The organism is Sphingomonas sp. GW821-FHT12D09 (genome assembly GCF_058807215.1).
This window is the reverse complement of sequence record NZ_JBXAQL010000004.1, coordinates 193,014-206,583: the sequence shown is the minus strand read 5'-3', so window position 1 is coordinate 206,583 and position 13,570 is coordinate 193,014. Positions and strand designations below refer to the sequence as shown.

Here is a 13,570-nt window from a genome sequence, read left to right as displayed (position 1 = left end):
CGCGGCGCGGCTAGAGCAGCGGCGTCACCAGCGGTTGCCCGGCGAAATGCGCGTCGAGATTGGCGAGCACCAGGTTGCGCATCTCGGCGCGCCCTTCCTCGGTGGCGCTGCCCTGGTGCGGGGCGAGCACGACATTCCCGAGCGCGCGCAACGCCTCGGGCACCTGCGGCTCCTGCGTGAACACATCGAGCCCGGCACCGGCGATGCGGCCCTCGGCCAGCGCGGCGACCAGCGCGTCCTGGTCGACCAGGCTGCCCCTGGCGATGTTGACCAGCACGCCGCCCGGCCCCAGTCGGTCGAGCACCGCCGCATCGACGATGCTCAGCGTCTCCGGCCCGCCGGGCGCGGCGAGGATCAGCACGTCGCTCGCTTCGGCCAGCGCGGCGATCTCGGGCGCGAAGGTCCAGGGCACCGGCTTTTCCGAGCGGGCAGTGTAAAGAATCTCGCTGGCAAAGGGTGCGGCGCGCAGCGCGATGGCATGGCCGATCTGGCCGAGCCCGAAAATGCCGATCCGGCGCCCGCTTGCCCGCCGGCCCAATGGCGCGGCCCAGCCGCCGTCGCGCACCAGCGCGTCGTTGGAAACCACCCGCCGCTGCACCGCGAGCATCAGCGCGATCGCCTGGTCGGCGACATCCTCGGTCAGCACGCCCGGCGTAGTGGTGACGCGCACCCCGCGGGCCTTCAGCGTCTCCAGGTCGAGCCGGTCATGGCCGACGCCGTGGATCGCCACGATCTCCAGCGCGTGCAGCGTCTCCAGCAGCGCCGCATCCACCTTGGCCATGCCCCCGCCGACGATAGCGCGGATGCTCGGGGTGGGAGCTTCGTGGAGCGTGAACCGCTCGGCCAGCGCCGTGCGCAGCGGAGCGGGAATGGCAGTTGCGATCAGCAGGTCAGGGCGCGACATGCCGCCGCCCTAGCTCCCTCGCTGCGGGCAGGATAGGGCAGGGCGATGGAAATCGAAGTCAGCGCCGAGGCCAAGGACAAATCGCTCAACCGCAACGTCGCGGTCACCGTAGTCGTGCTTTCGGTGTTCATGGGGTTGTGTGGGATCAAGGACGGCAATATCGTCCAGGGGATGCAGGCGGCCCAGTCGGCCTCGGTCGACAAGTGGAACGAATATCAGGCGACCAAGACCAAGCAGCACGGGGCGGAAGCCAGCCGCCTCCAGATCGCCGCGCTCGCCGATCCGAAGCGCGCCGCCCCGGTGCTCGCCGGGCTCGACGCCGATATCGCCAAGTACAAGCAGGAAGCCCCCCGCCTCGCCGCCGATGCCAAGGCGCAGGGCGACCAATATGACGCGCTCAACGTCCATGACGACCAGTTCGACGCCAGCGACGCCGCCGTCTCCACCGCCATCTCGATCGCCGCCGTCGCCGCGCTGGCGGAGAGCGGCTGGCTGCTCTGGGCCGCCTGGGCATTTGGCGGCTTCGGCGTGTTCATGGGGCTGTGCGGGTTTTTGGGCTGGGGCTTCCATCCGGCGCTGCTGAGCGGGTTGCTGGGGTGAGCATGTTCCCTCTGTCCGACTCCGCTATGGCGATGCGCTATGTCTGATTCCGACCGCATCCTCACCCCCGCCCGCCGCGCCGACGATGTCGACGCCGCGCTGCGCCCCAAGAGCCTCGAGGAATTCGTCGGCCAGAAGGCGGCGCGCGAGAACCTCCGCGTGTTCATCGATGCGGCGAAATCGCGCGGCGAGGCGCTGGACCATGTCCTGTTCTTCGGTCCGCCGGGCCTGGGCAAGACCACGCTCGCCCAGATCATCGCCCGCGAGATGGGCGTCGGCTTCCGCTCCACCTCGGGCCCGGTGATCGCCAAGTCGGGCGACCTCGCGGCGCTGCTCACCAATCTCGAGGACGGCGACGTTCTGTTCATCGACGAGATCCACCGCTTGAATCCCGCGGTCGAGGAAGTCCTCTACCCGGCGATGGAGGACCGCGCGCTGGATCTTATGATTGGTGAAGGGCCGTCGGCACGCAGCGTGCGGATCGACTTGCCGCGCTTCACCCTGGTCGGCGCCACCACGCGCCAGGGGCTGCTCACCCAGCCGCTGCGGGACCGCTTCGGCATCCCGGTTCGCCTCAATTTCTACGCGGTTGACGAGCTGGAGAAGGTGGTCACCCGTGCCGCCTGCCTGCTCGACCTCCATGTCGCTCCGGACGGTGCGCACGAGATCGCCAAGCGCTCGCGCGGCACGCCCCGCATCGCCGGCCGGCTGCTCCGCCGGGTCCGCGATTTCGCCAATGTGCTGGGCGAGGAGACGGTGCATGCCCGCGTCGCGGACCAGTCGCTCACCCGGCTTGAGGTGGACGCGCTCGGGCTCGATTCGATGGACCGGCGCTACCTCACCATGATCGCCGATATCTACAAGGGCGGCCCGGTCGGGGTGGAGACGCTGGCGGCGGGGCTCAGCGAGCCGCGCGACACGATCGAGGAAGTGATCGAGCCCTATCTCATCCAGATCGGCATGATCGCCCGCACCGCGCGGGGGCGCTGCCTCAATGCGGCGGGGTGGAAGCATCTCGGCCTCACCCCTCCATCCACCGCGCAGGAAGGGCTGTTCGACTGAGGGCGGGGGTTCCCCCCGCGGAATCGCTGGGTTAGGGCCGCCTTATGCATGCACCGTTTGCACCTGGCCGCTTCGAAGGCCTCGAGCATCATTTCGTCCTGCGTGTCTATTTCGAGGACACGGACCTCAGCGGCGTGGTCTATCACGCCAATTATCTGCGGTTCATGGAGCGGGCCCGCTCGGATATGCTGGCGCTTGCCGGTGTCGACCAGCGCGCCGTGCACGAGGCCGGTATCGGCGCCTATGCGCTGCGGGAAGCGAATGTCCGCTTCCGGGCGCCGGCGCGCCTGAGCGACGAACTGGTGGTGGTCAGCCGGGTGGTCCGGCTGCGACCCGCCGCGGTGGATATTCATCAACGAGTCATGCGCGAGCTTACCATAGTGGCCGAAGCGGAAGTGGAGGCGGTGTTCGTCGCCCCCTCCGGCCGTCCACGCCGCCAGCCCGCGGAATGGATGGAGCGGTTCGCGCCGCTGGTCTCAAAGGGGAACTGAACCGATCATGGAATTCATCAGCACCGACGCCGCAACCATGTCGCCGATCGGCTTGTTCCTGCAGGCCGACTGGGTGGTGCGCGCCGTGATGATCGGCCTGCTGCTCGCTTCGCTCTGGACCTGGGCGATCATCTTCTCGTTCGGCTTCAAGATCAGCAGCGTGCGCAAGGCTATCGACAAGTTCGAGGGCGACTATCGCGAGGCCGACGATATCGACGAGTTCCATCGCCGCGTCGCTGGCCGCGACCAGCCAATCGCCCGGGTCTTCGCCGCCGGGGTCACCGAATGGCGCCGCTCGACCAGCGGCAAGGCCATCGACCGTGAAGGTACCCGCGAGCGCCTCGCCACCGCAATGGGCGCCACCGTGGCCCAGGAGATCGACCGCCTGGCCGACCGCCTGAACTTCCTCGCCACCGTCGGCGCGGTCGCGCCGTTCGTCGGCCTGTTCGGCACGGTCTGGGGCATCATGCGCAGCTTCACCAGCATCGCCAAGGAGCAGAGCGCCTCGCTCGCCGTGGTCGCGCCGGGCATGGCCGAGGCATTGTTCGCCACTGCCATCGGCCTGTTCGCCGCCATCCCCGCGGTGATCGCGTACAACCGCTATGCGCACGGCGTGAACCGCGTCGAGCAGCGGCTCAATCGCTTCGCCGACGGCTTCCACGCGACGCTCAGCCGCCGCCTGGAGATGGAGGCCTAAGCGCATGGCGATGCACCTCCCTTCGAACAAGAGTCGCGGCCGCCGCGCACCGATGGCGGAGATCAACGTCACGCCGCTGGTCGACGTGATGCTGGTGCTGCTGATCATCTTCATGGTCACCGCGCCTTTGCTCACCGCCGGCGTGCCGGTGAACCTGCCCGAGAGCCGCGCCAAGCCGGTCGACCAGGACCAGAAGCCCGTCCAGATCTCGATCGACGACAAGGGCCAGATCTTCGTCGACGACGAGCTGACGTCGGACGCCACCCTCTCCACCAAGCTCGAGGAAATCGCCGGCCGCGCGCCGGGGCCGGACGGCAAGCCCGCCGCCGTGTTCCTGCGCGCCGATCAGGGCCTGGGCTATGGCAAGGTCATGAAGGTGATGGGCGAGCTCAACCATGCCGGCCTCAACCGCGTCTCGCTGATCACCGACGCGAGCAGCAAGCCGTGATGGACAGGGGCGAAGGAGCAGGGCTGACGGTTGCGCTGATCGGGCATGTCGCCCTGTTCGGCCTGTTGTCGGTCGGCTTCCTCGCCACGCCCAATCCCGACAAGCTGAAGGCGCAGCCGATCGAAGTCGCCTTGGTCGATTCCGTCGCACTGGAAAGCACCTCGCCTACGCCGACCAGCGAGGAGCCCGCCGCCAAGCTCTCGCCGGTTGAAGCGCCGGTTGAGCCCGACAGCGCGCCGCCCGAGCCCGCACCCAATCCGCAGCCGATCGCCAAGCCGCAGCCGGCCCAGCCCAAGCCCGCCCCGGCACCAGACGTGACCAAGCCCGCGCCGAAGACGCCGCCCAAGGCCGCGCCGGCCCAAGCACCCGCGCGCCCGTCGAACCGCCCGACAGCGCCGACCGGCCGGCTCGATGGCTTGCTCAACGGGATCAACGACAAGCCGACCCCAAGCAAGTCGGTCACGCCGCCTGCCGCGGTGGCCGGGCCCGAGGTCAAGGCTGCGCTCAGCGGCGCGATCATCCGCCAGATCCGTCCGCACTGGGCCCCGCCCAGCGGCGCCGATTCGGACAGGCTGCGCACTACGGTGACGGTGCGGCTCAACGAGGACGGCACGCTCGCCGGCGAGCCGCGCGTCACGTCGCAGACCGGCGTCACCGACAGCAACCGCGCCCAGGCCGACCTTGCCCGCGACCGCGCCATCCGCGCCGTGAAGCTCGCTGCTCCCTTCAAGCTTCCCCCGCAATATTACAGCGCGTGGAAAGTCATTGCCCCGGTTTTGTACGAGGACCTGTGAAGATGAAATTTGCCCATCTGACCATCGCCGCCCTGCTGGCATCGGTCGCCGCCACCGCGGCGCAGGCGCAGGACGTGCCGGCCCCGCAGCAGCCGGCACAGGACCAGGATCAGCCGCTCAGCGTGGACGTGTCCAACACTGCGGCAAAGGATCTCGTCATCTCGATCCCGGCAATGCCGACCTCGCAATCGGTCGACACTGCCGCGGGCCCGACCGACCAGCTCGGCGCCAAGCTCGCCCAAGTGGTCGAGGACGATCTTCGCAACACCGGCCTGTTCAAGACGCGCGGACCCAGCGCGAGCCGCAGCATTGCCTACAGCGAAGTCGCCGCTCCCAACTATAGCAGCTGGAACGGCAACCAGGCGATCATCCAGGGCTATGTCCGCGCCAATGGCAACGGCTCGCTGACGGTCGGGTGCTATCTCTACGATGTGCTGCTGCAGAGCGAGCTGGTGCGCCAGGGCTTCGTCGTCTCGCCGGGCGACTGGCGCCGCGCCGCGCACAAATGCGCCGACGCCGTCTATTCGAAGCTCAGCGGCGAAGGCCCCTATTTCGACAGCCAGGTCGTCTACGTCGCGGAGACAGGCCCCAAGAACAAGCGCCGCAAGCAGCTGGCGATCATGGACCAGGACGGCGCCAACCACCGCTTCCTGACCAACGGCCAGTCGATCGTGCTCACCCCGCGCATGTCGCCGAAGCAGAACGCGATCGTGTACATGAGCTACACCCAGCGCAAGCCGGCCATCTATGTCTATGACATGGCGACCCGCGAGAACCGGCTGCTCGTCTCCAATGTCAGCCTCAGCTTCGCGCCGCGCTTCTCGCCGGACGGGCGCAACATCCTCTTCTCGATGTCGCAGGCGGGCAACACCGATGTCTACCGCGTCGCGACCGCCGGCGGCGAGCCGCAGCGGCTGACCACTTCGCCCGGCATCGATACCGGCGGCAGCTATTCGCCAGACGGCTCGAAGATCGTCTTCGAGAGCGACCGCAGCGGCACCCAGCAGATCTACGTGATGAACGCCGACGGCTCGAACCAGCACCGGATCAGCTTCGGCGGCGGCCGCTATGCCACGCCGGTGTGGAGCCCGCGCGGCGATCTGATCGCCTTCACCCGCACCGGCGGCGGCTTCCGCATCGGCGTGATGAACCCGAGCGGTGGCGGCGAGAAGCTGCTCACCAACAGTTGGGGCGACGAAGCCCCGAGCTGGTCGCCCAACGGGCGCGTGCTGATGTTCTTCCGTGCGGCCCAGGGTTCGGGCCGGCCGGACCTGTGGTCGGTGGATCTCACCGGCACCAATGCGCGGCGCATTCCCACGCCGCTCGACGGATCGGATCCCAGCTGGGGACCGATTCGCCCCTGAAACGTTTCCGCATTTGTGATAGGGCCCGGGAGAGCGGGTTCGATGCGATGAGAATGGAGGAGAAAAGACCATGTCCAAGATCACGACTGGCCTGGTGCTCGGCATCGCGCTGATTGCCACTGCGGGCTGCACCAAGAAGCGCGACGCCAACACGATTCCCCCCGCGCCGTCGGAGACGGGTCCGGTCACTACCGGCGACGGCGACAGCGATACGGTTGCGGCACCGATCAACGAGCAGTTCCGCCGCGAAGTCGCGAGCGACACGGTCCACTTCACCTTTGACCAGTACGACATCGATCCCGAGGCGCGCGCGATCCTCGACAGCCAGGCCCAGTGGCTGGCGGCGCATCCGAACACCCGGGTGACGATCGAAGGGCATTGCGACGAGCGCGGCACCCGCGAGTACAACCTCGGCCTCGGCGACCGCCGTGCCAATGCGACCAAGAACTATCTGGCGTCGCGCGGCATCTCGCCGACGCGGATCACCACGATCAGCTATGGCAAGGAGCGCCCGATCGCGCTCGGCTCGGACGATTCCAGCTGGGCACAGAACCGCCGCGCGGTGACCATCGTCATCAGCTGAGGCGTTTCGCCTGAAAGAATGGGCCGCCGGGGAGATTCCGGCGGCCCTTTTCTTGCCTAGGGCTGGCGCGCCAGCGGCAATGCGGGCCCTTCGCCCCTGGCGAAATAGTCGAGCCGGGCGACCTTGCCCGCGCTGTCACGAACCGCAGCGAAATAGCTGAGCTCGTCGGGCACGAAGCGAATCGTGCCATCGGCCTCCAGCATTGCCGGGATCGACGAGCGGCCCGGTCGCGCGATCGCCAAGCTGCCGTCCTGCACTGTCATCGTGCGCATCGTCGCGGGATCACTGCCATAGGTGCCGGCCAGCCCGGTGAGCGTCTCCGCCGTGGCGGCGGCGGGACGGGGCAGCGGATAGGGCTCGCCGATAACGATCGCCGCCATTCGCCGCGCCAGCGATTGCGCGTCGAATTCGTCATTGTTGGCGAGGACCACCACCGTCGCATCCTTTGCCGGCACGTAGAACAGCGCGGAAGCGAAGCCGTTGATCTGGCCGGTATGCCCGATCGCATCCTGCCCGCGTATCTGCCAGCGATAGAGGCCGAGGCCATAGCGCTCCTGCACGCTAACGCCCTCCTGCGCGGGGCGGCTCATCTCGGCAAAGTCGGCGGCGCTTACCACCCGGCCCTGGGACAGTGCGCGCATCCAGTGCAGCAGATCGGCCAGGGTCGAACGCAGCGATCCGGCGGTCTTGGGAATGGAAACGTTGAACGGCATTGCGTTGTGCAGCGCTCCCTTGTCCGTCGTATAGCCGGCCACCCGCCCTGCGACGATCGCGTCGGGCCGGTCATAGGCGGTGTCCGCCAGTCCGAGCGGCACGAACAGGCGCGTCCGCATCGCTTCGTCCCAGCCTTGGCCCGTCACCTTCTCGATCACGGCGGCGAGCAGGATATAGCCCGAATTGGAATAGCGCTGGGCGGCACCCGGTTCAAAGGTGAGGGGCCGCGCGGCGATCCGCCGGACCTGCTCCGCCAGCGGCACTTCGCCATTGCCGAAGGGCGGCTGGGGCGCTGGATCCTTCTCGCCGATCCCGGCGGTATGGCTGAGCAGCTGGCGCAACGTGACGCGGGGGTCGATCGGCACCTCCGGCAGATAGCGCACAACCGGCGCATCGAGTGCCACCTCGCGGCGCGCGGCCATCTGCACGAGCAGCGCGGCGGTGAAGGTCTTGGTGATCGAGGCGATGCGGAAGACCTGACCGGGCGAAAGCGGCGCGCCCAGCTCGACCTCGGCCAGCCCGCGTGCCCGGCGATAGACGATCGTATCGCCGCGCGCGATCAGCACCACGACGCCTGATCCCTTGGGATCGACCGCAATAGCCAGCGCGGCATCGGCCTCGCGAGCGATCGTCGCGGCCGCGGGCTGGGCCAAGGCCGGTGTGGCGGGCAATAGCAGCACGGCGCACAGGGCCGGCAAAAGCGGTCGCATCGATTCCCCCTCCATCAAGGGCCCGCACTCTCGCCGGCGCGGATTAGCAGCGGATGAACCGCCAACCGAATTCGCTTGCGACGGCCCGAGACTCGATATAAATACGATATCATAATTTAGGGAGGCAAGAATGACCGACGTCCGTGCCGCCGCTTCGGCGTTGCGCCAGAGCAGCGAGAAATCCGCCAGCACTGCGAGCGGCTACAGCCTGTTGCTGGTGCTGGTCGTCGCGCTCGCTGCGACCGTGGGTGCGATCACCCAGATCGACCGGCTGCCGGATTGGGTCGTGGTTTCCTGGCTCATCGCCTCGATCCTGGTCGAGCTGTTCGTGCTGTGCGGCTTCTATCTGCTCCAGCCCAACCAGGCGGTCGTGGTCACGCTGTTCGGCGATTATCAGGGTACCGATCGTACCAGCGGCCTGCGCTGGGCATGGCCGTGGCTGATCAAGAAGAAGGTGTCGGTCCGCGCCAACAACATCATCTCCGACAAGATCAAGGTCAACGATCTGCGCGGCAATCCGATCGAGATGGCGGCGCAGGTGGTCTGGCGCGTGACCGACAGCGCCCAGGCGCTGTTCGACGTCGATGACTATAAGGCGTTCGTGATGGTCCAGATCGAGGCGGCGGTGCGCACCATCGGCTCGCGCTACCCCTATGACGATTTCGAGCATCAGGAAGTCACGCTGCGTGGCAATCACGACCAGGTCGGTGCCGAGCTGCGCGACGAACTGATCGCCCGCCTGCGCGTCGCCGGCATAACGGTCGACGAGTGCGGCTTCACCCACCTGGCCTATGCGCAGGAGATCGCCGGTGCGATGCTCCGCCGCCAGCAGGCCCAGGCCGTGGTCGCCGCGCGCCAGACGTTGGTCGAGGGCGCAGTCGGCATGGTCGAGATGGCACTCGCCCAGCTTTCGGCCAAGAATGTCGTCGAGCTCGACGACGAGCGCCGCGCCGCGATGGTCTCGAACCTGATGGTCGTGCTGTGCGGTGAACGCGACACGCAGCCGGTGGTCAATGCAGGCTCGCTGTATCAGTAAGGCCTGAACCGTGTCCCAGCCGCCGCAGAAGAAAGCCTTTCCGCTCCGTCTCGATCCCGCGCTCTACGCGGCGATCGAGCGGGCGGCGGCGAGCGACCTGAGGAGCGTCAACGCGCAGGTCGAATGCCTGCTGCGCGAGGCGCTGGGCCGGCGCGGTGTGAAGCTGGCGGATCCGGTGAAGCCCAAGCGCGGCCGCCCACCCAAGGCGAAGGAAGGCGAGGAATAGTCGCATGACCGAGCAGGATGCCTGGTTCGTCCGCCGCCAGCGCGGCGCCAGCTACCAGATCGTCCCGCGCAGGCTTCAGGGTTGGCTGGTCCTCCTCTTCTACGTTGCGTTCACGATCGCGATCACGCCGGTGCTGCGCCCGCCGACGCGGTACGCCTGACCATCTGGCTCACGCTGATCGCCGCCGCGACGATCGTTTTCTCGCTCACCGTCTGGCGCACCTCGATTCCGATCGAAGACTAAGGAGAAAACTGATGTTCCTGCCCCCGCATGTTAGCCCCGAGCGGCTCCCGATCGTGATCGGCGTAGTCGTCGTAGCGCTGCTCGCCGGCATCGCGCTGGCGCTGCTCCAATGATCGGCGACGCCTTTCGGATACGCCCCGGTTATTGGTTCCGTCCCAAGCGCTTCGGCCTGGGTGCGGTGCCGGTCACCTGGCAGGGCTGGGCGGCTACGCTGGCGTTCGTCGCACTCGCCGCCCTGCTCGCCAATTTCGTCACGCATCGTGGCCAGGTCTGGCTCGCACTGTTCGTGCCGTTGGTCGCCGGCTTCCTGTGGCTGGTCGCCAGCAAGACCGATGGCGGCTGGCGCTTTCGCTGGGGAGAAGAATGATGCGTTCGCATTCCTGCTCGAAATGCCAAGGCACGATGGAAGAGGGCTTCACTCTGGCAGACCGCGACAGCTATCGGCGCACGACCGGCTGGGTGGCCGGGCCGCCGCGCAAGAAGCTGTTCCTCGGCCTGCAGCTGCCGCACCAGCCGCTCCCCATCCAGACGTGGCGCTGCTCGCGCTGCGGCTTGCTGGAGCATTACGCCAAAGGGTGAGGGCGCCTGGCGCCGGACTGGAAAGGATGTGTGCTCCGATGATTGGCAAGACCGGCTTTTCGTTTCGTGCCCTTGCGGCGGCACTCGCGCTCGCAGCCGCGCCCGCCGCGCTGGCGCAGGAGGTGGCTGCGGGTGTCGAGGTCAGCGCGCGCGGCCCGGAGGGGTCGCTTGCCGGGACGCTGATCGATCCCAATCCCAGGGCGCCGCTGGTCCTGATCGTCCCTGGCTCCGGCCCCACCGATCGCGACGGCAACAACCGGCTGGGCGTTGCCGGCGGCCCCTATCGCCAGCTTGCCGAGGCGCTGGCGAAGCGCGGCGTCGCCACGCTGCGCATCGATAAGCGCGGCATGTTCGGCAGCCGCGCCGCGGTAGTGGATGCCAACCGCGTGACCATCACCGATTATTCTGCGGACGTGCACAGCTGGGTCGATGCCGCGCGCAAGCGCACCGGCCGCGCCTGTGTCTGGCTGCTCGGGCATAGCGAGGGCGGGCTCGTCGTGCTCGCCGCCGCGCAGAAGCCGGACGGGATTTGCGGCGTGGTGCTGGTCAGCGCCGCCGGGCGGCCGCTCGGCACGATCATGCGCGAGCAGTTCCGCGCCAATCCGGCCAATGCGCCGCTGCTGCCCCAGCTTCTCGCGCTGGTCGATACGATGGAGGCGGGCAAGCGCGCCGATGTCTCGGCACTGCCGCAGCCGGTGCCGATGATCTTCCCCGACGCGGTGCAGGATTTCCTGATCGACGCGTTCCGCTACGATCCGGCCAGGCTCGCCGCGGCGCTTACGGTGCCGCTGCTCGTTACGCAGGGCGATAGCGACATCCAGATCGGCACCGTCGATGCCCAGGCGCTGGCGAGCGCCAGCCCCGGCGCCGAGCTGGTCATCGTCCCGGGCATGACGCATGTGCTGCGCATCGCCGGAAGCGCGGACCGCGCGGCGAGCGCCGCCACCTATTCCAATACATTGCTCCCCGTCGCCCCGGCACTGGCCGATGCCATTGCCGGGTTCGTCACGCCGAAGCGCTAGGCCAGCGCCTCGTCGAGCAGCCGGGCCAGCCGCAGCCCGCCCTTGATCACCTGATCACGTGCCGACGGCACCCACTTCACGATCATGTCCTCGGTGATCGCGACGCGGCCGGTGATCGGCTTGCAGGCATCGCCGCCGTTCAGATCGGCATAGACGGTCTTGGAAAGCTCCCAGCTGTCCTTGCCCCAATCGGCGACGGTGCCGCCGCCGAACCGGGCGCGGTCGGCGCGGCTGTACGTGCGCACGATGTTCGGCCCCGAAGTGATCGCACGCTCGGCGAGCAGCCCGTCCCAGACGGAGTGCAGGTTCAGCCGGTCGGTCGAGTAGATACCGTAGCTCACCAGCACCTTGTTGCCGCCGGCATCATGATCATGCTCGGCGCCGTGGAGCGGCTGGCCGATATCGCCGACGAAATGGACGAGGAACAGCAGCGCCTTCACGCGCTCGACCTGCGGCGCCTTGCGGTCCTTGAGCAGCTTCACGTCGCGCTCGATCTGGGCGGAGACGCAATTGCCGTCCTTGCATTCGGCGGTGACATCGAACGGCTTGCAGATATCGGCGTCCTGATAATGCCAGACCGAGGCATAGCGCCAGTCGGCGCCCAGCTTCTTGATGCAATCGGCCCAGACGGCGGCGTCCTCTATGGTCGTCGCGGGGCAGCCCTCCGTCTTGAGCAGGTCGGTCTGGCGGAGCAGCTGGCTCACCTTCGCGCGCGTCGCCGGAGTGATGTTGCGCCAGGCGATCGCCGCCACGGTCTGATGGCCATATTCCCAATAGGCATTGGCGGGCGCGGCGAACCCGATCAGGGCCGCGAGGATCACGAGAAAGCGCATCAGACTACTCCACTGGCAGGCTCGGCCTCCCTAGCAGAGGTTTTGCGCTTCGCCAGCGAGTTGAGTCCGATCAAGGGCCGCAGCCAGCCGATGCGCCGGCCGATCAGATAAGTCGCGGCACAAGCGGCGCTGGTGCCGACGAGCAGCAGCGCGAAATCGGCCGGAGCGCTCAGGTGGAGCGGCAGCGAATACCAGGCGATCAGCACGATCGCGGGATGGTGGACGATGTAGAAGGGGAACACCGCCTCGGCGAGCGGCTTGCGCCAGCGGTGATCGCGGTTCCAGCGCGCCTCCGCGATCTGGAACAGCGCCAGGATCATCCCCCAGGCCATCGCGGTGCGTGCGGCGCGGTCGAGCGCCATCACTGCGTGTGGCGGCACCTGCGTTCCCGGCCAGGCAAGCTCGACCGCGACGATCGCCGCCCCGGCCATTGCCGCCAGTGCCGCGGCCGGCTTCCAGCAACGCGCAATCGCCGGCCACAGCCCGGGCGCGCCGGCCAGTGCGAAGCCTAACAGGAAGGTCGGCACATATTGGGAGTGCCCACCCCAGTCGCGCAGCAGCCCCTGGCGCTCTGGTGCGACGAACAGCAGCGCCAGCCGCGCCGCCGCCAGCACCAGCACCGGTGCCCAGAGCAGCCGGCGCCCCTTGGCGAGCCACGTCGCAGCGCCGTCGATCGCGCGCATCACCACGGGGCCGCGCAGCGCCAGCACCCCGGCAAGCAGCAGCGTATAGGCGGCGAGATAGGCGACGAACCAGAGATGCTCCCAACTCGGGAATTCGCGGCCCCAGAAATCGCCGGCGCGCCAGTAATCGAGCGCCCAGAAATGGAGATAGCCATGGGGATAGCCATTCTCCATCACCCGCACCCACATCTCGAGCGGCACCAGCGCGACCATGCCGAAGGCGAGCGGCACCAGGAGGCGCTGGGCCCGGCTACGCGCGAAATCCCCGGATGCGCGCTCGTAAAGCTTGCGTGAGGCATAGCCCGAGACCGCGAACAGCAGCGGCAATCGCCACGGCGTCAACAGAGCCATCGGCGGGATCAGCCACTGGAAGGCGTATCCCGTCTTGATCACCCAGTCCCAGGGCGAGAAGGCCATGGCGACATGGTAGAGGATCAGCAGGCCGAACGCGGCGATGCGCAGCCAGTCCATGCCATAATGGCGCTGGCTGATACGCGGCGCGGCAGCGTGGATCGGGTCGTGCTGCAACGCATGCCTCGGCTTCGGGAACAGCCGGCAAGGCTAACCCGGGTTGCTTAGCA

The 13,570-nt window shown here is 67.9% G+C and carries 18 protein-coding genes; 14 read left to right on the top strand and 4 right to left on the bottom strand.

Annotated features, from left to right (window positions below; genetic code table 11):
• Positions 1–10: 10 nt before the first annotated feature.
• Positions 11–904, bottom strand: a complete 894-nt coding sequence (locus tag AC1RPL_RS18205; RefSeq protein ID WP_493071334.1) for a 2-hydroxyacid dehydrogenase — start codon at positions 902–904, stop codon at positions 11–13.
• A gap of 45 nt (positions 905–949) precedes the next feature.
• Between AC1RPL_RS18205 and AC1RPL_RS18200 the strand changes: the two genes are divergently transcribed.
• The 8 genes from AC1RPL_RS18200 to pal all read left to right on the top strand — a co-directional run bounded on the left by AC1RPL_RS18200 (position 950) and on the right by pal (position 6,943).
• Positions 950–1,504: a DUF4337 domain-containing protein gene (locus tag AC1RPL_RS18200; protein ID WP_493071333.1), complete on the top strand. Its 555-nt coding sequence runs from the start codon at positions 950–952 to the stop codon at positions 1,502–1,504.
• A 39-nt stretch (positions 1,505–1,543) separates the two neighbouring features.
• A complete protein-coding gene (gene ruvB / locus AC1RPL_RS18195) occupies positions 1,544–2,566 on the top strand; it encodes a Holliday junction branch migration DNA helicase RuvB (RefSeq protein WP_493071331.1) in 1,023 nt (340 codons plus the stop codon).
• Positions 2,567–2,610: 44 nt separating this feature from the next.
• The gene (locus AC1RPL_RS18190) at positions 2,611–3,057 is read left to right on the top strand and encodes a YbgC/FadM family acyl-CoA thioesterase (protein ID WP_493071329.1); all 447 of its coding nucleotides are present in this window, start codon (positions 2,611–2,613) and stop codon (positions 3,055–3,057) included.
• A 7-nt stretch (positions 3,058–3,064) separates the two neighbouring features.
• Positions 3,065–3,754 carry a protein TolQ gene (gene tolQ / locus AC1RPL_RS18185; RefSeq protein ID WP_493071327.1) on the top strand — a complete coding sequence of 230 codons (690 nt, stop codon included), beginning with the start codon at positions 3,065–3,067 and terminating at the stop codon, positions 3,752–3,754.
• Positions 3,755–3,758: 4 nt separating this feature from the next.
• Positions 3,759–4,202 (top strand): protein TolR, encoded by a 444-nt coding sequence (gene tolR / locus AC1RPL_RS18180; protein WP_493071325.1) that lies wholly within the window; start codon positions 3,759–3,761, stop codon positions 4,200–4,202.
• Complete coding sequence (locus AC1RPL_RS18175) at positions 4,202–4,996, top strand: UCP034077 family protein (RefSeq protein WP_493071324.1); 795 nt, start codon at positions 4,202–4,204, stop codon at positions 4,994–4,996. Before tolR ends, AC1RPL_RS18175 begins: the two co-directional genes overlap by 1 nt.
• Before the next feature lie 2 nt (positions 4,997–4,998).
• Positions 4,999–6,360, top strand: coding sequence for a Tol-Pal system beta propeller repeat protein TolB (tolB, locus tag AC1RPL_RS18170; protein WP_493071322.1), 1,362 nt, complete (start codon positions 4,999–5,001; stop codon positions 6,358–6,360).
• A 70-nt stretch (positions 6,361–6,430) separates the two neighbouring features.
• The gene (pal, locus tag AC1RPL_RS18165) at positions 6,431–6,943 is read left to right on the top strand and encodes a peptidoglycan-associated lipoprotein Pal (protein ID WP_493071320.1); all 513 of its coding nucleotides are present in this window, start codon (positions 6,431–6,433) and stop codon (positions 6,941–6,943) included.
• Positions 6,944–6,999: 56 nt separating this feature from the next.
• Here the strand turns inward: pal and AC1RPL_RS18160 are convergent, their stop codons facing one another.
• Positions 7,000–8,367 carry a serine hydrolase domain-containing protein gene (locus AC1RPL_RS18160; protein ID WP_493071318.1) on the bottom strand — a complete coding sequence of 456 codons (1,368 nt, stop codon included), beginning with the start codon at positions 8,365–8,367 and terminating at the stop codon, positions 7,000–7,002.
• 130 nt (positions 8,368–8,497) lie between these two features.
• On the opposite strand from AC1RPL_RS18160, the gene AC1RPL_RS18155 reads away from it, so the two are divergent.
• The 6 genes from AC1RPL_RS18155 (at position 8,498) to AC1RPL_RS18130 (ending at position 11,473) form a co-directional block, all read left to right on the top strand.
• Positions 8,498–9,403 carry an SPFH domain-containing protein gene (locus AC1RPL_RS18155; protein WP_493071316.1) on the top strand — a complete coding sequence of 302 codons (906 nt, stop codon included), beginning with the start codon at positions 8,498–8,500 and terminating at the stop codon, positions 9,401–9,403.
• A gap of 10 nt (positions 9,404–9,413) precedes the next feature.
• Complete coding sequence (locus AC1RPL_RS18150; protein WP_493071314.1) at positions 9,414–9,629, top strand: type II toxin-antitoxin system antitoxin; 216 nt, start codon at positions 9,414–9,416, stop codon at positions 9,627–9,629.
• A 4-nt stretch (positions 9,630–9,633) separates the two neighbouring features.
• Entirely contained in the window at positions 9,634–9,789 is a 156-nt protein-coding gene (locus tag AC1RPL_RS18145; RefSeq protein WP_493071312.1) for a hypothetical protein, read from the top strand.
• Positions 9,790–9,981: 192 nt separating this feature from the next.
• Entirely contained in the window at positions 9,982–10,239 is a 258-nt protein-coding gene (locus AC1RPL_RS18140; RefSeq protein WP_493071310.1) for a hypothetical protein, read from the top strand.
• Entirely contained in the window at positions 10,239–10,451 is a 213-nt protein-coding gene (locus AC1RPL_RS18135) for a hypothetical protein (RefSeq protein ID WP_493071309.1), read from the top strand. The genes AC1RPL_RS18140 and AC1RPL_RS18135 overlap by 1 nt, the downstream gene beginning before the upstream one ends.
• A gap of 38 nt (positions 10,452–10,489) precedes the next feature.
• Positions 10,490–11,473, top strand: a complete 984-nt coding sequence (locus tag AC1RPL_RS18130) for an alpha/beta hydrolase (RefSeq protein ID WP_493071307.1) — start codon at positions 10,490–10,492, stop codon at positions 11,471–11,473.
• Here the strand turns inward: AC1RPL_RS18130 and AC1RPL_RS18125 are convergent.
• Entirely contained in the window at positions 11,470–12,306 is an 837-nt protein-coding gene (locus AC1RPL_RS18125) for a S1/P1 nuclease (protein ID WP_493071305.1), read from the bottom strand. The two genes, AC1RPL_RS18130 and AC1RPL_RS18125, sit on opposite strands and share 4 nt — an antisense overlap.
• Entirely contained in the window at positions 12,306–13,517 is a 1,212-nt protein-coding gene (locus tag AC1RPL_RS18120) for an acyltransferase family protein (protein WP_493071303.1), read from the bottom strand. Before AC1RPL_RS18120 ends, AC1RPL_RS18125 begins: the two co-directional genes overlap by 1 nt.
• Between the last annotated feature and the right edge of the window lie 53 nt (positions 13,518–13,570).

Bases quoted from the DNA above. Each gene is read 5' to 3' on its own strand.
- AC1RPL_RS18200 (WP_493071333.1), top strand. From the start codon at position 950: ATGGAAATCGAAGTCAGCGCCGAGGCCAAGGACAAATCGCTCAACCGC.
- tolR (WP_493071325.1), top strand. From the start codon at position 3,759: ATGGCGATGCACCTCCCTTCGAACAAGAGTCGCGGCCGCCGCGCACCG.
- AC1RPL_RS18145 (WP_493071312.1), top strand. From the start codon at position 9,634: ATGACCGAGCAGGATGCCTGGTTCGTCCGCCGCCAGCGCGGCGCCAGC.
- AC1RPL_RS18140 (WP_493071310.1), top strand. From the start codon at position 9,982: ATGATCGGCGACGCCTTTCGGATACGCCCCGGTTATTGGTTCCGTCCC.
- AC1RPL_RS18175 (WP_493071324.1), top strand. From the start codon at position 4,202: ATGGACAGGGGCGAAGGAGCAGGGCTGACGGTTGCGCTGATCGGGCAT.
- AC1RPL_RS18190 (WP_493071329.1), top strand. From the start codon at position 2,611: ATGCATGCACCGTTTGCACCTGGCCGCTTCGAAGGCCTCGAGCATCAT.
- ruvB (WP_493071331.1), top strand. From the start codon at position 1,544: ATGTCTGATTCCGACCGCATCCTCACCCCCGCCCGCCGCGCCGACGAT.
- tolB (WP_493071322.1), top strand. From the start codon at position 4,999: ATGAAATTTGCCCATCTGACCATCGCCGCCCTGCTGGCATCGGTCGCC.
- AC1RPL_RS18160 (WP_493071318.1), bottom strand. From the start codon at position 8,367: ATGCGACCGCTTTTGCCGGCCCTGTGCGCCGTGCTGCTATTGCCCGCC.
- pal (WP_493071320.1), top strand. From the start codon at position 6,431: ATGTCCAAGATCACGACTGGCCTGGTGCTCGGCATCGCGCTGATTGCC.
- AC1RPL_RS18130 (WP_493071307.1), top strand. From the start codon at position 10,490: ATGATTGGCAAGACCGGCTTTTCGTTTCGTGCCCTTGCGGCGGCACTC.
- AC1RPL_RS18155 (WP_493071316.1), top strand. From the start codon at position 8,498: ATGACCGACGTCCGTGCCGCCGCTTCGGCGTTGCGCCAGAGCAGCGAG.
- AC1RPL_RS18125 (WP_493071305.1), bottom strand. From the start codon at position 12,306: ATGCGCTTTCTCGTGATCCTCGCGGCCCTGATCGGGTTCGCCGCGCCC.
- tolQ (WP_493071327.1), top strand. From the start codon at position 3,065: ATGGAATTCATCAGCACCGACGCCGCAACCATGTCGCCGATCGGCTTG.
- AC1RPL_RS18205 (WP_493071334.1), bottom strand. From the start codon at position 904: ATGTCGCGCCCTGACCTGCTGATCGCAACTGCCATTCCCGCTCCGCTG.
- AC1RPL_RS18135 (WP_493071309.1), top strand. From the start codon at position 10,239: ATGCGTTCGCATTCCTGCTCGAAATGCCAAGGCACGATGGAAGAGGGC.